We start from the raw sequence: 22,144 nt of genomic DNA on the forward strand, positions 1-22,144 counted from the left end.
GTTGATTTTCTAACGGGGCAGGATTATTGATTAACATTGAATTCAAAGTTCGGAAATTCTTTTATAAATGGTTTGCACAATTTTTCGTGTCAAAAAATAAAAAAAGAAAAGATACCGTGCTTACTATATATAAATAAGTAAGTGTTTTTATGAAATGACCCAATAAGGTTTGTTATTTCAACTCATTTGCCCAATCTTAAATAATCTACTCTCATACAATAACCAAATTACTAAAGGGTACAAATGGTTTTATATTATAAGGAGTGAGTATTATGGGTAAGGACTCAAAAAGGGATTTATGTAGTGAATTTGCAAGGATTCTTGACGGTGATGCAAGTTTTATGAACGGAGTATGTCTAGTTCAAAGATTTAGAGACATACCATTTAAAATACTTGGAAGGAGAACTAATTCACCGTTAGTAAACCCTCAATTTTTCACCTTTGAGAATTTAGATAGTAAAGGAAATGCACTAAATCTAGGTGAAACAGTTCTACTTCAAGTCGAGGTAAATCCATTGTTAACAGAATTAAGGAAAAGGGATATTATTGTAACAGCGGTTCATAATCACTGGTTGTTTGAAAATCCTAGAGCCATGTATATGCATTTTGAATCAATCGAACCACCACTGGAATTTGCTCGAAAAGTTAGAGAAGCATTCAAAGTTTTAAAAGGCTAATTAGAAAAACAATTTAATCAGGAGCTGGAATCAGCTCCTTTTGTTATGGAACTAACGGGTGCGAGTTCCATATGGCAAAAGAAAGTGGTCCGACTATCCGAAAGTAAATTAATGGTGCATCTCGAAATAAAAAGTATCATATAAAAAGACCAGCCTGGTTTCAGACTGGTCTTCTATTTTATTTACAACAGGAACTATTTTTTATTTCCAATCTCACTGGAACAGGACTGCCGCAGCAAGAACTATCGATTGTTTCAGTTGGAGGAATATCAGAATCGCAGCAACTGGATGCCAGATTCACACTGCAAACTCCTGTTTCAGAAGTTTCAAGCAAACTTCTTTTGCACCCTCGACATCCCCTGTCAGATAAGCCACCACGGAACGGACTTGTTAGTAGCCTGTTGCCAGAATGTAGGCGCTCTTTCGTAAATCTTTATGAGACAGAAACAAGAAAACTGCCGAGTGTCCGGCAGTTTTTACAGCTTTATAAATATTTCCGGTGAATACCTTTTCCATCATAGGAAAACAGGACTTCTTTTCCTTCCATGACTGATTCCATATGCACGGGGCGGCCCCAGAGCTGATAGATATATGGCATGACTTTTTCGAGATATTTCAGATCCAGTTCAATATCTTCATACCAATGTTTTAGATAAAGTTCCCCATTGCGCATGAAGTCCCCATCATTTACTGTGATATAGGGGAATCCGCCGTTAACCCTCATACTGACGAGTTGATCACGAACATGTTCCCATGACTTATCGACGATTTTATAATCCTTGCCCTGCTTTTGGAATAAGTACATATCCTCCCGCATGACCAGATCTTTCGTCAAATAATTGCGGAGAAAGGAAATATCCGATTCGATTTCCCTGACTTCGAACATCTTTTCCCGGCCAGATCCAGGCTTGACGCCCAGCCTGATCATTTCTTCGGTTGGATTATCATAGCGTTCTTCAATATCTTCAAGCACTTTCAATCCGAGATAATAAGGATTGATGCTGGTCCGTGATGGTTGAACGACGCCTGCGTTCAGTTTCGCGAATTCAATGGCTTCCCCTGAGGATAGATCCAATTCACGGATTATGCGCTGATGCCAGTAGGATGCCCAGCCTTCGTTCATGATTTTCGTTTCCAGCTGCGGCCAGAAATACAGCATCTCTTCCCTGATCATCGTCATGATATCCCGTTGCCAATCGGTTAAATCCCTGCTGTACTGTTCTATGAAAAGCATTATATCCTTTTCAGGCCTTGGCGGGAATTTTTTTCTTTTTTTAATGTTGGATTTCTTCGGTTTATCCTTATTATCAAGGTTCCATAAATCATCGTATTGTGTGGCTGTCGGTTTTATTTCCTCTTCTTCTTCCTCATCCTCCATCGTCCAGGCAAGCTTTGGTCTCATCAGCGACGGATCGATATGTTCTTCAATGGCTAAAAGTGCATCAAGGAAGGTTTCCACTTCCTTTTTGCCATGCAGGATTTCATATTCACGGATTCTTTCTGCCGTTGCCGACATACTTTCTACCATATCTCTCTTAGTATTATTGAAACGTATATTATTCTTAAAGAAATCACAATGCGCCAAAACGTGGGCAACAATCAATTTATTTTGTACTAGTGAATTGGAGTCCAGCAGAAAAGCGTAACAAGGATCAGAGTTAATGACCAGTTCATAGATCTTACTTAATCCAAAGTCGTACTGCAGCTTCATTTTATGAAATTGCTTCCCAAAGCTCCAATGAGAAAAACGGGTAGGCATCCCATAGGCGCCAAATGTATAAATGATTTCTGAAGGGCAAATTTCATAACGCATCGGGTAAAAATCCAACCCGAACCCTGTTGCTATTTCGGTAATTTCACTAATGGCATATTCCAGAGCCTTTTGCTCCGCTTCATTCATCCGATATCCCCCTTGTCTTTCGCCTTTAAACTAATGTATGAAAAAAAGGAGGAAAAATGCCGTGATCATGAGAAAGGTCCTCGATAACAGAAAAAAAACACCTCCATGTAGAAGATGTCAGGCCAAAAGTTTCGTGTAGTTCTGCACTCAATCGCTTTGAAATTAAAATTTCACGAATTCCGTATTCACAGCCTCTTTTTTCGTTTTTGAACGGATCCAGGAAATGATGAGCGCTGCAATGATGACAAAACCTAAGTATCCTGTGACTGGGTATACCGTCCCAACTAATTTAATAAAGCCAACGAAACTTGCAAGGAAAGCGAGGATCCCGACTATAATCACGGATATTTTAAAGCGTTTCGTTTCGGCAGGCACCAACCTGGCGGTGAACGCATACAGCATCCCGACAGCGGTATTATAAATCATTCCTAAAAGGATGATTGATAGGATATATCCCAACCATGGAGAAATCTGATTCGCTAAATGAAGGGTAGGCATTCCTGAGCCTTCTATGCCCTTCAAGTCGGACATCATCCCCAAATTGATCAAGAATAGCAGGATCCCCAAACCGATACCTCCTAGAATTCCTCCCATACCAGCCTCTTTCTTATTCTTGAAGGTCCCTCCCATTACGGCTAGCATGGCAATTCCGGCAGTCATATTATATGAAACATAAAGTAATGAACCCATCATCCAATTCCCGGTTGCAGCCGTTCCTTTACTTGAAGATGAAATGATTTGATTGAAACTTAGATCGGATGTAAAAAATGAATAACCTGAAATAATGATCATGATAACGAATAAAAACGGTGTGACGGCACTAATGATGGACATTATTTTATTAACATTAAGTAAAAGCGTACCAATCGTGAGCACCGTCATGACGATTGCACCGACTATGCTTGGAATCCCGAATTGTTCCTCAAAAATCGTTCCGGAACCGGCAATCATGATGACTGTAACGCCAAACAAGAAAAATGTGATGATAATATCGACCACCCTGCCTATATAGCGGCCACAAATATGATCGATGATGCTTTTATGGGAGCGAGTTTGGAGAGTGCTCCCCAGCTTGGTAACTTGCATGCCTAAAAACGCGAATAAAGCTGTCGCCACCACAATTCCCAATACACTGTAGATTCCAAAACTCGTGAAGAACTGTAATACTTCTTGTCCTGAAGCGAAACCTGCTCCAATGATGATTCCAATATATGCTCCTGCAAGATTTATGCTGTTTTTCATATCAAATACCACCCTAATTATATGATTATTCTGACAATTTAAGTTAAAAGAAATATGTTCCCTTTCATCATGATCCTGTTCTTTAATAGCCTCCCAGCTTCAAGTTAACGGGCCGATGTCCATGAAGCCGGGAGTTCTTTTATTCTTACTCTTATTTATTAGGATATCTTTTACTATAGGAAGTGAATTCATCGACCGCAGCATAATCGACTTCATAGCCAATGCCTGCCGCCTTTGGAACGGTTATGACCCCATCTTCCACTGTAACCTCTGGTTGGATGATGTCTTTATGCCAATAATTCGCGGATGCTGCCGTATCACCAGGCATCGTAAAGTTATCAAGTGTTGTCAATGCGATATTATGGGCACGCCCGACACCAGATTCCAACATGCCTCCACACCAAACCGGTACATTCCTTTCTTTACATAATTCATGTATTTTCATTGCTTCCATTAAACCGCCAACCCTGCCGATCTTAATATTAATGATTTTACAGCTTCCCAATTCAAGGGCTTTTCTTGCATCTTCGACGGAATGTATACTTTCATCCAAGCAAATAGGTGTTTTGATTTCCGCTTGTAATGTGGCATGATCGACAATATCATCTGATGACAAGGGCTGCTCGATCATCATTAAATCAAATTGATCAAGTTGCTTCAGTAATTCGATGTCTTTCAGCCGGTAAGCGGAGTTTGCATCTGCCATGATCGGTACATCGGGATATCGATTGCGTACTTCCCTGATTACATCTACATCCCAACCTGGTTGTATTTTCATTTTGATTCTTTTATACCCATCCTTCAATCCAGCTTCTATCTTCGCTAGTAATTCAGGTACCGTTTTTTGGATGCCGATACTGATTCCAACATCGATTTTTTCCAGTTTTCCGCCTAAAGCCATACTTAATGGAATATTCTTTTCTTTCGCATATAAATCCCAGATGGCTCCCTCGATTGCCGATTTTGCCATATTATTTTTACGAATATGCGAGAACATATCCGATACATCACGAGGATGCTCTATTTCTTTATCCAATACAAGCGGAATCAGGAAATCCTCCAGCATCGTCCAATTGGTTTTTATGGTTTCTTCGTTATACCAAGGTGCTGAAAACGCCACAGATTCAGCCCAGCCCGAAAGCCCTTCTCCATTTTTCACTTCCACAAGAATGAACTCCTTATCCACAAACGTTCCAAAGCTTGTTGTAAAGGGAGCTACCAAATCCATATTTAAATGACGTAGACGCACTTCTGTTATTTTCATCCCGATTCCCCTCTTATTCTTGTTTTTTTAATAAATAGTTTTGAATGTTTTCACCTTGTTCCCGTTCGATCCCGGCTGCAACATATCCTTTGGCAAAAAGAGCTTTGAATAATTCACCGGTTTTTAACCGCCAATCAATCGCAAGGCGAAGATCAGCTTTTTTGATTTGTTGAATATCTGTCGGAATGGGTATGGCGATCACCTCGGCATTGGTTTCGAAATGATAATCCTTGATGTAAGGAAAGCCTTGGTCATTCATTGCTGTCGTTACGATGTGTATGGCTTTATCAGGAAGCCGAGTCTCTTCCTTTGCTTCCTGCCGTATATTCCATTCCACCATGAATCGATCAGTGGACAGTCCTTCATTGAGGGTATCCTTCATATTCCCATAACAATCTTCCATATATGTAGAGCAAACAGCTTTTAGCTTACCGATATTCAAGTTTGCATTCACACTTTCCAATGGATCATACGTCCATGTGATCAAGTCGTAGCCTTTTTTGAGTGCTTCTTCTTTTTGTGCAAGTTTAAGTAATCTGCCGTAGCCCATCTTTTGATGGTCCGGATGGATGGCTAACATATGTGAACAAAGATAAACCCTTCCGTCATTGAATCCCGGGAAACTGTATTGAAACCCGACTAACTGGCCATTGATATAGCCGCCTAAAACAAGCCCGCCGTTTTTGACTGCCGTAATCGTCTGATGGATGGGAACGCAATCCATGCCCCATACGAGGGCCTCCAGTCGCTGCACTTCTTGTAAATCCTCAAGTGTGGATAGGGATTTAATGATTAATTCATCAGTCATGTAAGTGGCCCCCATCTCCATATTTCTCGAAAGTCAGTATGATGGCTTTGGCCAGGATTTCAATTCCCGATAACAAAGCATCTTTGTTGAACGTCATGTTCGGATGATGGAGCCCTGGTGCCAAATCACAGCCCAATCCAAGCATCGTCGCTTTGAGTTCAGGTCTTTTCAACGTATAAAAATGAAAATCCTCTCCTCCGGTTGTAATGACAGACGCTACCAGATTTTCTTCCCCGAGTGTATCGGCTATCGCTTCAGACATTATTTCCTGGGCTTGATCGTTCACGGTTGCTGCAGCAACACAGGTTCCCGGTTCGAGTTTCACTTCGACTCCATGGACAATGGCCAAAGACTCTGCAACCTTTTCCACCTTTTTGGTAAGCTCTTCCATCACTGCATTATCCTGTGCCCGTAAATCCAATGAAAAAGTGGCTCTCCCCGGGATGATATTGGAACTTTCGCCGCCAGCAAAAAACTGCGTCATTTTTACGGAATAAGGGATGGACGGATTGAGATGGATACCATTTAACAAAGTGATGAATGCCGCTCCTATCTCGATGGCATTTTGCCCTTGATGCGGTCTGGCTCCATGCGCATCAGTTCCCTCTATTTCACCTTTTATGAACTGAGCGGCTCCATGGACAATGGCTGGCGCCGCTTGCCCATCCTTCACTTCCTCAACCGGTCTTAAGTGCACTCCATAAAGGAAATCGACATCATCCAATACCTTTTCTTCAATCATCTTCAAGGCACCCGTACCTTTTTCTTCAGCAGGTTGAAAAATGAACTTCAGCTTCCCACTAGGACGAAAGTCCATTTCCCTCAATACAAGGAAAACTCCAAGCGCCAAGGTCATATGACCATCGTGTCCACAGGAATGATTGGCTTGAAACGTCCCATGCACCTCCTGCCAAAGTGCATCGATATCCGATCGTAACCCGACCGTGAAATTCCCATCCCCGATTTCCCCAATCACTCCTGTACAGTCCTCGAATGTTTTCACCGTACACTGATTCTCCGTTAAAATATTTGAAATGAAAGCTGTCGTATTCACTTCATTCCAACTCGTTTCAGGATTTGCGTGTAAATGGTCAAAAATATCGAGTATACGCGGCCTTAATTTTTCAATAGACTTTGTGATATCCATTTCTGTCTCCCCCTTGTATCCCGATTTAATCGGCTTGTTCCCCAAACTGGTGGAAGTTTTATCTCAAAAGAAAAAATCGTCTTGATTGAACGCATCATATATAGCTTTTCTTTCTTTGAAACCCTGTTCGTCCTTAATCGATACACCAGCTACTAAACTATTCAATAATGAGAATAAAACCGGTGCCGTATCGATCGTGGAAGTCCTTGGTGTTGAAATGGGCAGTAAAATGTCAGTGTATTCAGCAATCGGAGCCAGTTCGGAATCCGTAATCCCAATTACAAATGCACCCGCTTTTTTGGCCATTTCCGTAATTTTCACAGTCTCTTTAACATAGCGGTGAAATGAAATGGCTACAAAAACGGAATTTTCAGTCATTTTATTCAACAGTAAAAATATATCATCAGTATCAGGCCGATATAAATGAACCTCTTCCCTAACAAGCCTAAGTGTAAAGGTTAACCAATGTGCTGCCGAAAATGATAAACGGTGTCCGGATATCAAAACATTGTCAGCTGCCGCCAATTTATCGACTGTTTTGGAGAAATCTTCATTTGATAAATTTTTCATTGTCTTTTCGATGCTGATGATATCCTGCCCCATCACTTGAGCCATGAAGTTTGGCTGACTCGCGGCTTCAAGTTTTGAAGAATGATATTCATTCAAACTGCTGCTCTCGTATATCAACTGATTGCGAATAAGCTTTTGAAGCTCAGCATATCCACTTAACCCCAATGAATAGCAAAAGCGGATGATGGTCGTTTCACTCACCCCAATATCCTTTCCGAGCTTTTGAGCTGAAGTGACTGCAAATGTATGTGAATGCACTAACAAGTATTTTGCTACCTTTTTTTGACCAGTAGATAAACCAGGGAATACTTCTTTAACTTTTTGCTGTAAATCCATAAAACATCCCCTCTGAAACAAGATATGAATCCAAAACTTTTTAAATGACAATATGAAGTTTTCACTTCAACAATAATAGAGAGTATTTTATCACGGGACTTTTAATAAAACAATAATATTCTGAATTTTTAATAAAAAGAAAGGAATGCTTCAAGCACAAAAAACCACGGAGATGGACTCCGTGGTTTCAGTTTGGCGGCAAAATGGGGTTCAGAGTCCGAATAGTGAGGTGAAGGTCGAAAAAAAGTCGTGAACGGCCGAATAAAGTGCGGGGTAGGTCGAATACTGTGCCTCAACGGTCGAATACGGTGTGGTTTAGGTCGATAAACTGCGTCAACGGCCCAAGACAGTCGGCTGAAAGGGATTTTAAATCAACGTCCACAAAAGAAAGGGAGCGGATTTCTGAAATCAACTGAACTTTTTAAATAAAAAACTGCAGGCAAACTGAGTTTTCATCGAGTTTGCCTACAGTCTGAAACCACGAAGATGGACTCCGTGGTTTTCCTTCATTATTTTTTATGACGCTTTGCATAGCCGCATCTTTTGCATAATTCTTCAACTGCACATCTTCTTGAAAAACCGTCATACATATTTTTCGCCCGTTCACCATTTAAAATGTCTTCAAGTGATGTTTCGAATATATTTCCCAGCGGTATTTTGCCTTCACTATCCAAGCAACAAGGTACCACTGTACCATCCACCAAGATGCCTAATTGATCTCTAAGAGCATAGCAGAAAATATTTTCATCGATAATGTCACGGTCCAATTCCGGCCACTCGAATTTTTCGGCCATGTTTATATAAACCCGGTCCCTCAACTTTATATTATTCTTTTGCTGAAGAGCTTCACTTAAGCGAATATCCAATGAAAGCTTCTCCTCAAGCATGCTCAGAATATCGTCGTTCAGGCCATTACTCGCTTTTAATTCATCCGTATCCATATTCCATAAACGAATGGCACAAATCACTTCACTTTTTTCATTTGCTTCATTTATGAAATCGGCAATATTACTGACATAAGAGTCAAGACTATTGCTCGTATCGTTTGCCTCAAAGCTATGAAGTGAAATATTCACCTGCCGAAGGGCTTTTTTGGAGAGCAGCTTGTCTTTGACCTTTTGAATCAAAGTACCGTTCGTTGTAATATTAACCTTCAGGTCATTTTCAGCACTGATATCCAGGAATGTACCCAAATTTTTATTTAAAAACGGTTCACCCATCAGATGAAAATAAATATGATCGGTGTGTGGTTTGATTTTCTTGATAACATCCGTAAACCCTTCAGGATCCATGAATTTCAGGGTCCTTTGCAAGCTGGAGCTTGGACAAAAATTACACTTCAAATTACATATATTCGTAATTTCCACATAAACTTTCTTAAACTTTCTCATTTTCTAATACCCCTACAATCAAGCTTATTGTTTCAATCTGATACTAACTATACTTGTTAGCTGCTCATAAATGCAATGAAAACTTCATGGAAGCTGAACGGCTGGCATCATTCCCCATTAGCAGCTAATCCGGTATCCACCATTTTCCGGACAACCTTTAAACGAAATCAGAAAAAACATCTTCTCGAGGTGAAGATGTTCTGTAATGCACCCTTTAAGTTTTCCGTTTGTTCCGATCTCACTTTCCTTTTTGTTCTGTGACCTTCAAACTAAGTAATTTTTCATTTTTTAAATCATGTTGTACAGTCACGATGACATTGAACTCCTGACCTTTATTCTCGACCAAAAATCTGAAATCGTCTTCGACAAGATTGTTCGCTACTGTTTTTCTGCCCTTATATTCGTAATCGGTAATCTCAACTTCAGGATAATCTGCCTGCACAACTGTAATCGCAATCTTTCCGTATTTTTCGTAATCGGGTTTTTGGGCTTGTGCTGAAATGGCCCCTGCTTGCATAATCAAGAAAATCCCCATTAGCATCACGATGACTTTTTTCAAAATCTTTTCCTCCTCATACTTTCCGGTTAGTATTATTATGTAAAATTGTTCAGTTGTTATGCAGCTGCTTCGCTTCTTTTACAAGCATGATTCCAACTAATCGATTCCTCTCCCACTCCTCAGGAAACACAGTCAATGGCGGATTGGTTTCATCCACTAAATAACTAAGTTCAATCGTCATTCCCGGGCGGCGGAATTCAGTTATGAACCAATCGGTATATCCGCTTCCTACCGCTTCTTTTTCCGGAAAGGTCAGTTCATATCCAGTCAATTCGGCAGTCTTTTTGGCAATGCCATAATCCCTCGCCATATTTTTCCGTTTATTTTTGTAATGCCAAAAGATTTCCCTTCCTGAGGTATGATAGGAAACGGCAATAAGGGGATCGATCTTTTTCGTGAAATTTGTAAGCGCTATCACTTCAGCTGCTTCAAGTGGTTGTCGGCCCTTATAAAATTGATACGTCGGTTTTGTTTCATGACTCATGACTTCTTTCCATCCAGCCGGATACTGCCTATTTAAATCAATGCCTTTAGCGTTGGCTTTCCACCGGGACCAATTCCTGCTATATCGGTTCATTTTCCATACCGCAGCCTTTTCAAGAACATTTAAGTTGGATAAATCTCCTTGCTGGATGCTGACGCCATCTGGATTCAGCATCGGGATGAACCAGATGCTCACCTCATCCAATGATTCCGTCCGATATTCTCCAACAGGTTTGCCCGCTCGATAGGCGGCTGCATATTCTTCAAGCATGCTAATTAAAAGTTTGGAGCTGAGCCATTCCCGTCCATGATGTGATCCCACCAGCAAAATCGATCTTTTTCCTTTTCCTAACCTGACTGCCTTTATATTTTTTCCCTTTTCAGTTTGTCCGATTATTTGAACGTCCAATTCATACTGCTTTTGGATTCCTTGCAGATCCATTTCCATCTGTTCAGGAGAATACACTTCTGCCGCCAAAGATGGTTCAGGGAAAAAAAGAAGCACCAGTATTCCAATTACCATTATTTTTCTCATGTACTCACCTTTTATTTTTATTCAGGTAAAAAGCAACAACCGCGGTCCAAATACATCGCCACTTATTGTAAGGAAATGTTCTGTCATATCTGAACAAAATACAAATAGCTCCTTAATAAGGGGGAGAAGAACATGAGGATTGCTGATTATGATCAGGCATTGTTTCACACACACCGTTCTGATTGGGACAGCTTGTTAGTATTGATGGTTCGAACGAAAGATCACTTTCTTTCAAAAAAAATAGAACATTTTTTGCACGCTTACAGGTTTGAGCATGATTATCAAATCGTTCAATCCCAGCTGTATGCACTGCTTCGTTATCTGGATCATGCGGCAGAAAAAACAAGTGATTATTTAAGTGAACTTCCAAGCTAAAATCAACTATAGTTTTTGCAAAACGGGAAAAATTATACAAGAGGATTAATTTTCGGGGATATAACTTTGGCTGGTGAAACCCTATAAAAACAAGGAAGGGTCAGGTATTAATACCTGACCCTCATTTCATCATTTTTTGATTGCAGCATATGCCGTTGCATACATTTTAAGCTCTTCAATCATACCTTCTACAAGTACTGCAGATTCTTCAAATAAACCATCATTTTCGTAATCGAAGCAATGCGGATCCAGAACCAATTGTTTGGCAATCACATTTGCATAAAGGCTTCGACCCACTGTCCTCATGGAATTCACGGCATTGATCCCGCCTTTTCCTCCGCCGGAGACAGCCAATAGGGCTACTGGTTTATGCGTGAATTGTTCGCTGCTTAGAAAATCCAAGGCATTTTTCAAGGCTCCGCTCATGGAACCATGATATTCCGGTGTTGTCAGAATTACGCCATCAGCTTCCTCGATGCTTTTCCGAAGACCTTGAATCACTTCCAATTGATATTGCTCACCTTCACCTGAATATAAAGGGATTTCGCTATTGCTTAAATCAATAAGTTCCGCTCCGTATTTCTTGGATATGTAGCGTGAGGCAATCCCCGTACGCCCTTGTTTACGTGGTGAACCATTAATGATTACTAATTTCATGAATTAAACCTCCATTATTCCCGATGTTTTCCGAGATCAGTCGCCAATACAGTATACCAAAACCGAAACGGAATTTCCTAGAATTTTGATTTTTCATGCAACTAAAAATCAAAAAAAACGAAAGACCGAAGAAGTCTTTCGTTTAGCTTTCATACATTTAAACCAATGCTTCAATCTTGCTCATGAAATCTTCCATGACTCCCGATAACTTGGACTCAGCTTCTTGCATTGATTTACCTTGGACACCGAAATAGAATTTAATTTTCGGTTCAGTGCCTGAAGGACGCAGGCAAACCCATGTACCATCCTCAAGGAAATACTTCAATACATTTGATTTCGGAAGCTCGATCAATTCTTCACCATTTGAAAGTAATGTACGCTTCTTGCTGCTTTGGTAATCTTCTTCAACGACTACCGGAATGCCAGCTATTCGGGAAGGAGGATTTTGACGGAATTGATTCAATATTCCAGAAATCTGTTTCGCTCCCTCAATGCCCTTTAAAGTCAATGAACGCAAACCTTCCAAGTAAAAGCCGTACTTTTCAAACACATTCAGCAACCCTTCATATAGGGTCAATCCCTGCTTTTTATAATGGGCACAGACCTCGACAGCAAGCACTGCAGCTTGAATGGCATCCTTATCACGTGCAAAGTCTTTAATCAGATAACCGTAGCTTTCTTCATATCCGAACAAAAAGCTGCTTTCCCCGCTTTCATGATACTGATTTATTTTCTCGGCGATGAACTTAAACCCGGTAAGTACATCAACCGTCTTCAAGCCATATGACTCGGCAATCGTCCGCCCGATTTCTGAAGTGACGATCGTTTTTAAGACGACTCCATTTTGGGGAATCTTCCCTTTTTCTTTTTTCTGGGACAGTAAATAATCCAGGAAAAGGGCACCTGTTTGATTTCCAGTCAAGACAACATATTCGCCCATCTCGTCTCTCACGGCAATTCCAAGCCGGTCGGCATCTGGGTCCGTTGCTATCAATAGGTCCGCTTCCACCTTGTTACCAAGCTCGATGGCCATTTCAAATGCAGCTGGTTCCTCCGGATTTGGAGACTGAACTGTCGAAAAATCCGGATCTGGCAATTCCTGCTCCTTAACGATATGCAAATTTTGATACCCTAAGCTTTGCAGTGCCCTCCTGACGGATTTATTAGCCGTTCCATGAAGCGGCGTAAAGACGATTGAGACATCTATTTCCTCGGCAAGCTGCGGGTTCTCGGGAACTGTAAGCAACGCGCGATTATACGCTGCATCCACTTCCTCCCCAACCATTTCGATGAGGCCCTGCCCTTTAAGGACTTCAGCTTCTTCAACCTGAATTTCAAGCTCGTTTTCAATGGCATTCACGTAACTGATAACTTGATCCGCCGCTTCCGGTGGCAATTGTGCCCCATCTGCCCCATAAACCTTGTAACCATTATATTCAGGCGGATTGTGGCTTGCCGTGATGACGATTCCAGCAAAAGCATTCAGCTCGCGAACCGCAAATGACAATTCTGGAGTTGGACGCAATTCATCGAATAAATAAGCCTTCACCCCAAATGTTGCCAAGGTCTTAGCTGCTTCGAGTGCAAATTCCGGGGACTTATGTCTTGAATCATAAGCGATCACAGCCCCTCTTCCTTTCGCTTCTTCCCCAAACGAAGAGATATATTGAGCCAACCCAACCGTTGCCTTCCTTACAGTATAAAGATTCATCCGGTTCGTTCCCGCTCCGATTTCCCCGCGCATTCCGCCTGTTCCAAACTCTAAATTTTTATAAAAGGCATCTTCGAGTTGTGCTTCATCCCGCTGCATTTCCTCAAGGAGGACACGTAATTCCCCATTTAAATTCTGGTACCCTGCCCAAGTGGTGTATAAAGATTTCCATTCCATCTCCAACATCTCCTCCCCAAACGCCTCATATTTGTAATTATTATGTATCTGCCTTACATATACAAAATTATCACATTTATTCCAATAAATGAAGTAAAGGCTCGTAATGAAAAGAACCGAATCCAGCATTCTTCACATCACGAGCTCGTTTACCTCTTTATTTTTGGCCATCTTTGTAATGCAGATGGTAAATATCATGGCGGCGATCCTTCAATTGCTTTACAGTACCAGACTGACGCTCCCGCCTTAAGATTTCCAAATCGACATCGCCAATCAGGACCATCTCAAGGTTCGGGCTGGTTTCACCGACTATGCCGTCACGCGCAAATTCGAAATCCGATGGAGAGAAGATTCCCGATTGGGCATATTGGATATCCATATTTTCCGTTTGCGGAAGATTTCCGACCGTTCCGGAAATGACGGTGTAAATTTGGTTTTCCACAGCACGGGCCTGGGCACAATAACGAACTCGCAGATAGCCTTGCCTGTCTTCTGTACAAAATGGTGTGAATATGATTTTGGCTCCCATGTCAGTAGCGATCCGGGCGAGTTCCGGAAACTCAATATCATAACAAATTTGTATGGCGATTTTTCCACAATCCGTATCAAAGACACGAACGCGGTCACCTGCGTTAATACCCCACCATTTTCTTTCATTCGGTGTGATATGAATTTTATATTGTTTTTCAATCGTCCCATCACGACGGAATAAATAAGCGATATTATAGATATTGTCATCATCTTCTTTAACGAAATGGGAACCGCCGATGATATTGACGTTATACCTTACAGCTAACGTGGTAAACAATTCAATGTATTGCTCCGTGAAATCCGACAGTTTCCGGACAGCCAAGCTTGGTGATCTTTCATTCAAGAAAGACATCAGCTGGGTGGTGAACAATTCCGGGAACACGGCGAAATCCGCATTGGCATCCGAAGCAACATCGGTGAAATATTCGACTTGGTTAGCGAAATCTTCGAATGAATCGATTTTACGCAGCATGTATTGCACGACGCAGATACGTACCGGTTCCGATGTTTTATAATACCGTTTTGTTTTTGGCTGATAATCGACGTTATTCCACTCCATGAGCGTAGCATACTTATTCGATTGCAGATCATCCGGCAAGTAATTCGGATTGATCCTCATAAGCGTGAACCCATTTAAAAGCTGGAACGAAAGAACCGGATCATATATTTTATGCAATTGCACTTCTTTCACGTATTCCCTTGGTAACAGTTCATCCGCATGTTTATGGTAATTGGGGATCCTTCCCCCGATAATGATGCTTTTTAAATTCAAATGGGCAACAAGTTCTTTCCTTGAATCATATAGTCTTTGGCCAATTTTCATCCTTCGGAATTCAGGATGGACCATGACCTCGATTCCATATAAATTATAACCGTCCGGATTATGATTCGTGATGTATCCATTATCGGTTACATCATCCCATGTATGGCGGTCATCATATTCGTCAAAATTAATAATGAGGCTGGAACATGAGCCAATCACTTTTCCATCATATTCAGCCACAAACTGTCCCTCTGGAAAAATTGCCAGATGGCTCTCAAGCTGATCTCGCTTCCACGGAACCATTCCAGGAAAGCAACTCGACTGCAAAGCAATTATTTCATCTATGTCTCCTAGCCTCATATTACGTATTTCCATTATTTTCTCATATTTATGCAGGTCCAAATTAGGCATTTTCCTCAGACTCCTTTAATCTCTTCCATAAGAATTATACCCCTTATTCAAAAATTAAAACAACTGAACCTACCCATGGATTTCAAATAAAAACATTCTGAATGTCCGTTAAAAGAATATATATTTTACATACGCGGTCCTTACATACTATACTTTTGATGAGAGTAAAAAGAGATGGGGAAGAGGAACCATGAACAATACAAAACGCACTGTGGAAAACTTATTATTTGTAGCCTGGGCTGCTTCCATCATTGCTATGTTTGGAAGCTTATATTTTTCTGAAATCAAGCAATATGAACCTTGTGTGCTCTGTTGGTATCAGCGGATCATCATGTATCCTTTTACGATCATTTTAGGAATTGCAATCATTCGAAAAGATTATTGGATCAGCTTTTATACGATGATATTATCCGCTATCGGTGCATTCATTTCCACGTACCATTACTTGATACAAAAGGTTTCATTCTTTTCTGACCACACCCTTGCATGCGGAAGGGTTCCATGTACAGGTCAATATATAAACGTATTTGGTTTCATCACCATCCCGTTCCTAGCCTTGACTGCATTCATCATTATTTTCATATGCAGTTACATCATATGGACAAGATCCAAGGAGGTTGCAGCTTAATGAAGAAAATGGCTATATTTTTAGTGATAATCGTCGCGATATTTGTCCTGCTGGGCGTTTTTACAAACTTGAAAAAAGAAGAAAAATCAAAAGGAAATCCGTACGGTAAGGATAAGCTTAAACCCGCTACTGTCGATCAGCTGGATGACCCCAATTATCAAAACTTGATCCTGCCGGAAGAATTGGAGCAGGACCTCCAGGATAATGAAGATGTGACCGTTTACTTCTATAGTCCTGAGTGCCCGCATTGTCAAAAAACCACTCCAATCGTGGCTCCTTTGGCAGAAAAGCTGGGAATCGATCTAGTTCAATACAATCTTTTGGAGTTTGAACAAGGATGGAGCGATTATGGCATCAAAAAGACTCCGACCATCGTTCACTATAATAATGGCAAAGAACAAGAACGGATCGTTGGCTATCATGATGAGGAAACGTTCGAGAAATGGTTCAAGGACCACGATATTAATTAAGGATGGAAAAAATGAGCCGGCCCTAACGGAAATGCTTCTCCCGTTATAGCCGGCTCATTTTTTTTGCCTTATACTAAATATTGATTAGCCACCTGGATGTCCATCATCTGCATCTCATTATTCGCTTCATGGTTTATACTTGAAAAATGGTCATAATAAAAGGGGAAGAATATTCCGCATTCATTCAATAGAGTGATGTTATGTTGGAACAATTTTTCAGATTCAGGTTCCATAAAATCTTCTCTCTTTTGTTTGTCTAATATCGACATGAGGACTTGAAGACATGCCATTACTTGAAATGCGTCTCTTAATGTTGCCAAGTAAGTAACTGAACTTTGATTGGGCTCTAAAACGCCAATCTCGCGAAAATGTAGGATTTCACTTTCCGTAAAGTATTTTGGAAATACAGATTCGTAGAAACGAGTAACGAGACTCGCTATTTCTTGCTCTTGTTCTTCCGTTGAAGAAAAGACCGTCTTCACTAAAAAAACCACCTTTTTTCAGATCCGTTAGACCTATCTATTATATGTATATTCTAGGACAAGCGATTTCTTTCCCACTAGAATAACATAAATATTGTAAAAAATATGTGGTAATTTCCACCACGAAAATTCCAGCAATAGGTCCAAGGTTACTTTTTCATGACTAATTCTTAATTATTATATATTTTTTTCATTTAATCAAAACCAAAGCAGTCGAAAGTAGGAGTTTTTATTGGAAAATTTCAGAATAACTAACCAACATTTAATAATTGATGTTCTCCAAAGTTGGAATGGATTAACATTGGAAAAGCTTTTTAGGGAGCGTTGGAAGGCCCCAAAGAAATTAGTGCATGAATGGAGGATGAGTAAAGAAGTGACAGTGAACGGGAATTCCGTCGCATGGTCAACTATCTTTAATGAAGGAGATACGATCAGCATCCCCTTATTGGATCACGCTGATAATGAAACAGTTCAAGCGGCAGACTTAGGAATTTCCATCTTATATGAAGATGATGTGTTGTTGATAGCCAATAAACCGGCTGGAATGGATACCCATCCTTCTCAACCGGGTGAAGCACACTCCCTCCTCAATGGTGTCGCGCACCATCTTCAAAGTACCGGCCAGACCTGTATGATCAAGCATATTCATAGGCTTGATAAAGATACCACCGGTGCCGTCCTTTTTGCCAAAAACCGCCTCATTGGGTCCATGCTGGATAGAATGTTGGAAGAAAGGGAAATCAAGCGGACTTACCTAGCTTTAGTCGAAGGAAATATAAAAAAGGATGAAGGCGAAATCAAAGAAAAAATTGGCCGCGACCGCCACCATGCCACGAGAAGAAGGGTTTCCCCTACAGGCCAGACGGCAGTCACCCACTATCGGGTGCTCAACCGCGATCAAAAGAAAAACTTGACGCTCGTCAGCTGCACCTTGGAAAGCGGCCGGACCCATCAGATCAGGGTGCATTTCAGTCATTTGAACCACCCCTTGGCCGGAGATACCTTATATGGCGGAAAAAGGACATTTCCACGTCAAGCCCTTCATGCAAGGAAAATTGAATTCACCCATCCCATTTCAGAAGAAAAAATGATCGTTAAAGCTCCTTTCATTGATGAACCTGAAATATTCGATGTCACCATTTAAACAAAAAAACACCGTTCCATTTCGGACGGTGGCATAAAAAATAGCTGGCCACTTGGGCCAGCTTTATTTTTTTATTTATGAAGCTTTTCTCATGCCTTTTAAGATAAGGCTTAAGATGAAGACAAATACGATTGCACCAATCAATGCTGGAATTATAGCGAAATCTGCTACTGAAGGTCCCCAGTTCCCAAGAATTAATGAACCTAACCATGCACCAACAAAACCAGCGATAATGTTACCGATAATTCCAAATGGTACGTCACGTCCAACGATCATACCTGCTAACCAACCAATGATACCTCCGATAATTAATGACCATAAAAATCCCATAATATATTTCCTCCTTCAAATTAGTTATTTTTTCATTTCTGCAGCAGACTCCAAGAAATCAAATCACTTCCATATTGTCATGCCATTTTTCAGTTATTTTAACTTTACATTCAAATGGTATGATGCCGATTAGCACGATATCTAATGAATGTGAATGCTTTAGTTATTGGGTAGAGTTAGCTAGCTATAGCCCTTGAGTAACTGATTGGACAATCCTCATGTTAGTGAATTTTTTCTTTTTGTTTGCCGCTGTACTCATTATTTTCCCCGTTTAAATAATCTAAAACCTAATTTTTTTAAAAAATATTTGGCAACGAAAACAGGATTATCAGACATATTAAACGGGTATACCATAGGCTTTAACTTTGTCACATTGTTAGTATAAGCAGTAACTGTCTCAAATATGTTCATAAAGGAAAAAGAAAAAGGATGCCCCAATTATCGGGACACCCTTCTATTATTTGCAGCATTCTTAGAACAAAAGTTCATCGGGATTGCTGCCGAACCGTTCATTTTTGTTCAAGGCATCTATTTGATTCATTTCATTCAGGCTTAATGAAAAGTCAAATACCTGTGCATTTTCCTCGATACGGGACGGCGTAATCGATTTAGGTATTACAACTAGATCATGTTGCAGATGCCATCTAATCAACACTTGCGCTGAACTTTTCCCATGCTTCTTAGCTATATGATTAATTGTCGGCTCTTCCAATAGGTTCCCTCTGCCTAGCGGGCTCCAAGATTCAACCTTTATTTCATGTTTTGCACAGTAATCACGAATTTCGACTTGAGTCAAAAGTGGATGCAATTCAATTTGATTGACGACCGGCTTCACTTCACTGTTTGCAAGTAAATTTTCCAAATGATGAACATGGAAATTACTTACACCGATTGATTTTACCTTTCCATCCTTATAAAGCTTTTCCAAAGCCCTCCAGGTTTCCAGATATTTATCTTGTCCCGGCCAGTGGATCAAGTATAAATCCAAGTATTCCAAGCCAAGGCGATTTAAACTATCATCAAATGCCTGGAGCGTCGTTTCGTATCCTTGCTCTGTATTCCACACTTTAGATGTAATGAACAATTCTTCACGAGGCACGCCGCATTCACGAATCGCCTGACCAACACCTTCTTCATTTTCATAAATGGCCGCCGTATCGATCGCACGATATCCAACTTCGATCGCTTTCTTGACAGACTCAACCGTTTCATTGCCGTTTTTCACTTTAAATACACCAAAACCCAACTGTGGCATTTTAACTCCATTATGTAAGGTGATCGTTTCCCCAATGTTTGAAATCATTCCATCATTCCCCCTTACTTTTATTTACCAATTATACATCCCTCCATCTTCTATTTCTAACCATAAGCCTCGGGATTTATAGATCCTTAAACGAAACGTACCCATTTATATATATAAAAGGAAACATTTTATCTTTTTAATCATTCACTAAGTTAAATATTTTGTAAAAAAATGACGAAACATCTATCCTTATAGATATGAAATTCGTTACAATTGAATAGTTCGATTTAAAACCAAGTAAAAAAGAAGGTGTCAGCTTTTAAAGAATAATCAAACGTAAAACTCCCATTCTACATATTGAGGAGTTGCAAACTGTTTTGCGCTCATTCATTGGCCAAAATCCATTTACACTTTACACTTGAAATCAAGGGAGTCCTCCATGTATGAATAGCATACTCATCTTAACAGTGCTAATTATTATTTTTGCTTTGGTCTTTGACTTTATCAATGGTTTCCATGATACGGCTAACGCCATCGCTACAGCAGTATCAACCAAGGCGCTTAAACCACGTCATGCAATCATCATGGCTGCGGTCATGAATTTATTAGGAGCACTGACCTTTACCGGTGTTGCGCATACCATAACGAAGGATATCGTAGATCCTTTCACATTGAACAATGGTTCTTATGTAATCCTTGCTGCACTAATTTCGGCCATAATATGGAATTTAATCACCTGGTATTTTGGCATTCCAAGCAGTTCCTCCCATGCGATCATTGGTTCAATAGCGGGAGCTGCCATCGTGGCTAGTGGATTCGATGCGATTAAATGGAGTGGATTCACTAAAATTGTACAAGCATTGATTCTATCTCCCATCCTTGCCTTTACGCTTGGATTCATTGTATACAGTATCTTCAAGGTAGTATTCAAAAATAATAATTTAGGAAAAACCAATAAGCGATTCAGGAGAATACAAATTCTCACGGCTGCCATCCAGTCTTATACACATGGAACGAATGATGCTCAAAAATCCATGGGTATCATCACGATGGCTTTGATCGCTAACGGATATGCCTCTACCTCTGAGGTTCCTTTCTGGGTACAATTATCCTGCGCAATTGCCATGGCGCTTGGTACATCTATCGGAGGTTGGAAGATCATCAAAACGGTTGGCGGTAAAATCATGAAAATCCGTCCGGTTAATGGCGTTGCTGCCGATATGACTGGAGCAGCGATCATTTTCGGTGCAACCTTCCTGCATATGCCGGTCAGCACGACTCATGTCATTTCTTCTTCAATACTTGGGGTCGGTTCTGCACACCGCATCAAAGGGGTAAAATGGGGAACCGCAAAAAACATGTTAGTCACTTGGTTCATTACATTGCCAATTTCTGCTTCCTTATCTGGAATAATTTACTATTTGATTGCTTTATTTTTATAGAACCTTTTGCCTTTCCATATCGGAAAGGCTTTTTTTTTTTACAAATACCCCTTATAAATGCAGGGTTTTTCCCTTTTTTTAATTTTCCTTGTTTTTTTATGTAAAGTTTTATTAAGATTTTGTAAATTTTCGTCGAAAAACCTTCCCGGATACTACATGAATTCGTTACAATCAATTTGTTAATACTAAGCGTACGACTAAAGTGCGTAAATTTGCATGACTAATTGGGAGGCTTTAACATGGCTTTTAAATCAAAAAAAGACAAATTCGCGGTAATGCTTTTTAACATCGCTCAAAACCTTAAAGAAGGTGCTGACTATTTCGCGGATTATAAACTCAAGAACATCTCCGATCTCAAAGTATTTTCAGATACGATGAAAGACTTTGAGCATAAAGGCGATTCAATGGTTCATAATGTGATCAAAGAGCTGAACAATGCTTTCATCACTCCTATCGAACGGGAGGATATCCTTGAATTAACTATGAGAATGGATGATGTCATAGACGGTTTGGAACACTGTGCGGCATTATTCGAAATGTACTCAATTGTCAATGCAGATGAGTATATGCTTAAGTTTGTGGATGCAATCAAACAGTGTACGTATGAGATTGAAAATGCTGTCGATACACTATCCACTAAAAAATTGCCAATGATTCGTGAACATGCAATAAAAATTAAAGATCTTGAATCCGTTTGTGACGGAATCCAACGTCAATCAATCAAAAACTTGTTTACTGTTGAAAAAGATCCAATCAGGATCATTCAATATAAAGAAATTTACGAAAGCCTTGAAGAGATCGCAGATCACTGTCAAGCGGTGGCCAATACACTTGAAACAATCATAATGAAAAACGCCTAAGGAGTACC

General features: G+C 40.3%; 22 protein-coding genes. 7 read left to right on the plus strand and 15 right to left on the minus strand.

The window, feature by feature from the left end:
* Nucleotides 1-272: 272 nt before the first annotated feature.
* Nucleotides 273-677 (plus strand): DUF1259 domain-containing protein, encoded by a 405-nt coding sequence (locus tag ACIQZD_RS10585; protein ID WP_289352487.1) that lies wholly within the window; start codon nt 273-275, stop codon nt 675-677.
* A gap of 484 nt (nt 678-1,161) precedes the next feature.
* Here the strand turns inward: ACIQZD_RS10585 and ACIQZD_RS10590 are convergent, their stop codons facing one another.
* The 9 genes from ACIQZD_RS10590 to ACIQZD_RS10630 form a co-directional block, all read right to left on the minus strand.
* A complete protein-coding gene (locus ACIQZD_RS10590) occupies nt 1,162-2,577 on the minus strand; it encodes a SpoVR family protein (protein ID WP_402901679.1) in 1,416 nt (471 codons plus the stop codon).
* A gap of 162 nt (nt 2,578-2,739) precedes the next feature.
* Nucleotides 2,740-3,819 (minus strand): YkvI family membrane protein, encoded by a 1,080-nt coding sequence (locus tag ACIQZD_RS10595; RefSeq protein ID WP_402901682.1) that lies wholly within the window; start codon nt 3,817-3,819, stop codon nt 2,740-2,742.
* Between the two features lie 151 nt (nt 3,820-3,970).
* Nucleotides 3,971-5,083, minus strand: a complete 1,113-nt coding sequence (gene menC / locus ACIQZD_RS10600; RefSeq protein ID WP_402901685.1) for an o-succinylbenzoate synthase — start codon at nt 5,081-5,083, stop codon at nt 3,971-3,973.
* 13 nt (nt 5,084-5,096) lie between these two features.
* Nucleotides 5,097-5,891, minus strand: a complete 795-nt coding sequence (locus ACIQZD_RS10605; protein ID WP_402901688.1) for a GNAT family N-acetyltransferase — start codon at nt 5,889-5,891, stop codon at nt 5,097-5,099.
* Nucleotides 5,884-7,032: a M20 peptidase aminoacylase family protein gene (locus ACIQZD_RS10610; RefSeq protein ID WP_402902082.1), complete on the minus strand. Its 1,149-nt coding sequence runs from the start codon at nt 7,030-7,032 to the stop codon at nt 5,884-5,886. The genes ACIQZD_RS10605 and ACIQZD_RS10610 overlap by 8 nt, the downstream gene beginning before the upstream one ends.
* Before the next feature lie 69 nt (nt 7,033-7,101).
* Nucleotides 7,102-7,944: a MurR/RpiR family transcriptional regulator gene (locus ACIQZD_RS10615; RefSeq protein WP_402901691.1), complete on the minus strand. Its 843-nt coding sequence runs from the start codon at nt 7,942-7,944 to the stop codon at nt 7,102-7,104.
* Nucleotides 7,945-8,453: 509 nt separating this feature from the next.
* Nucleotides 8,454-9,335, minus strand: coding sequence for a radical SAM/SPASM domain-containing protein (locus tag ACIQZD_RS10620; RefSeq protein WP_101224318.1), 882 nt, complete (start codon nt 9,333-9,335; stop codon nt 8,454-8,456).
* A 238-nt stretch (nt 9,336-9,573) separates the two neighbouring features.
* The gene (locus tag ACIQZD_RS10625; protein ID WP_402901696.1) at nt 9,574-9,894 is read right to left on the minus strand and encodes a DUF3889 domain-containing protein; all 321 of its coding nucleotides are present in this window, start codon (nt 9,892-9,894) and stop codon (nt 9,574-9,576) included.
* 49 nt (nt 9,895-9,943) lie between these two features.
* A complete protein-coding gene (locus tag ACIQZD_RS10630) occupies nt 9,944-10,912 on the minus strand; it encodes a M14 family zinc carboxypeptidase (RefSeq protein ID WP_402901699.1) in 969 nt (322 codons plus the stop codon).
* A 132-nt stretch (nt 10,913-11,044) separates the two neighbouring features.
* On the opposite strand from ACIQZD_RS10630, the gene ACIQZD_RS10635 reads away from it, so the two are divergent.
* On the plus strand, nt 11,045-11,287 hold the full coding sequence (locus ACIQZD_RS10635; RefSeq protein WP_048689737.1) for a YhdB family protein: 243 nt from the start codon (nt 11,045-11,047) through the stop codon (nt 11,285-11,287).
* Between the two features lie 129 nt (nt 11,288-11,416).
* Here the strand turns inward: ACIQZD_RS10635 and ACIQZD_RS10640 are convergent, their stop codons facing one another.
* The 3 genes from ACIQZD_RS10640 to ACIQZD_RS10650 all read right to left on the minus strand — a co-directional run bounded on the left by ACIQZD_RS10640 (nt 11,417) and on the right by ACIQZD_RS10650 (nt 15,537).
* Complete coding sequence (locus ACIQZD_RS10640; protein ID WP_402901702.1) at nt 11,417-11,944, minus strand: NADPH-dependent FMN reductase; 528 nt, start codon at nt 11,942-11,944, stop codon at nt 11,417-11,419.
* A 157-nt stretch (nt 11,945-12,101) separates the two neighbouring features.
* Nucleotides 12,102-13,832 (minus strand): phospho-sugar mutase, encoded by a 1,731-nt coding sequence (locus ACIQZD_RS10645; protein WP_402901705.1) that lies wholly within the window; start codon nt 13,830-13,832, stop codon nt 12,102-12,104.
* Between the two features lie 157 nt (nt 13,833-13,989).
* The gene (locus ACIQZD_RS10650; protein ID WP_350301542.1) at nt 13,990-15,537 is read right to left on the minus strand and encodes a GNAT family N-acetyltransferase; all 1,548 of its coding nucleotides are present in this window, start codon (nt 15,535-15,537) and stop codon (nt 13,990-13,992) included.
* Nucleotides 15,538-15,727: 190 nt separating this feature from the next.
* Here ACIQZD_RS10650 and ACIQZD_RS10655 point away from each other — a divergent pair, with 190 nt between their 5' ends.
* Both ACIQZD_RS10655 and ACIQZD_RS10660 read left to right on the plus strand, forming a co-directional pair.
* Nucleotides 15,728-16,165 carry a disulfide oxidoreductase gene (locus ACIQZD_RS10655; RefSeq protein ID WP_402901708.1) on the plus strand — a complete coding sequence of 146 codons (438 nt, stop codon included), beginning with the start codon at nt 15,728-15,730 and terminating at the stop codon, nt 16,163-16,165.
* A complete protein-coding gene (locus ACIQZD_RS10660; RefSeq protein ID WP_402901711.1) occupies nt 16,165-16,635 on the plus strand; it encodes a thioredoxin family protein in 471 nt (156 codons plus the stop codon). Before ACIQZD_RS10655 ends, ACIQZD_RS10660 begins: the two co-directional genes overlap by 1 nt.
* A gap of 68 nt (nt 16,636-16,703) precedes the next feature.
* On the opposite strand, the gene ACIQZD_RS10665 is transcribed toward ACIQZD_RS10660, so the two are convergent.
* Nucleotides 16,704-17,117, minus strand: coding sequence for a DUF5365 family protein (locus tag ACIQZD_RS10665; RefSeq protein WP_402901714.1), 414 nt, complete (start codon nt 17,115-17,117; stop codon nt 16,704-16,706).
* A gap of 232 nt (nt 17,118-17,349) precedes the next feature.
* On the opposite strand from ACIQZD_RS10665, the gene ACIQZD_RS10670 reads away from it, so the two are divergent.
* On the plus strand, nt 17,350-18,261 hold the full coding sequence (locus ACIQZD_RS10670) for an RluA family pseudouridine synthase (RefSeq protein WP_402901717.1): 912 nt from the start codon (nt 17,350-17,352) through the stop codon (nt 18,259-18,261).
* Between the two features lie 75 nt (nt 18,262-18,336).
* On the opposite strand, the gene ACIQZD_RS10675 is transcribed toward ACIQZD_RS10670, so the two are convergent.
* Nucleotides 18,337-18,591 (minus strand): GlsB/YeaQ/YmgE family stress response membrane protein, encoded by a 255-nt coding sequence (locus ACIQZD_RS10675; protein ID WP_170946860.1) that lies wholly within the window; start codon nt 18,589-18,591, stop codon nt 18,337-18,339.
* A gap of 472 nt (nt 18,592-19,063) precedes the next feature.
* The gene (locus ACIQZD_RS10680) at nt 19,064-19,894 is read right to left on the minus strand and encodes an aldo/keto reductase (RefSeq protein WP_402901720.1); all 831 of its coding nucleotides are present in this window, start codon (nt 19,892-19,894) and stop codon (nt 19,064-19,066) included.
* Between the two features lie 383 nt (nt 19,895-20,277).
* On the opposite strand from ACIQZD_RS10680, the gene ACIQZD_RS10685 reads away from it, so the two are divergent.
* Both ACIQZD_RS10685 and ACIQZD_RS10690 read left to right on the plus strand, forming a co-directional pair.
* The gene (locus ACIQZD_RS10685) at nt 20,278-21,276 is read left to right on the plus strand and encodes an inorganic phosphate transporter (RefSeq protein WP_101224326.1); all 999 of its coding nucleotides are present in this window, start codon (nt 20,278-20,280) and stop codon (nt 21,274-21,276) included.
* 239 nt (nt 21,277-21,515) lie between these two features.
* Entirely contained in the window at nt 21,516-22,136 is a 621-nt protein-coding gene (locus tag ACIQZD_RS10690; protein ID WP_350301535.1) for a DUF47 domain-containing protein, read from the plus strand.
* Nucleotides 22,137-22,144: the final 8 nt, after the last annotated feature.

The organism is Peribacillus sp. NPDC096447, from assembly GCF_044762725.1.
Classification (GTDB): domain Bacteria; phylum Bacillota; class Bacilli; order Bacillales; family DSM-1321; genus Peribacillus.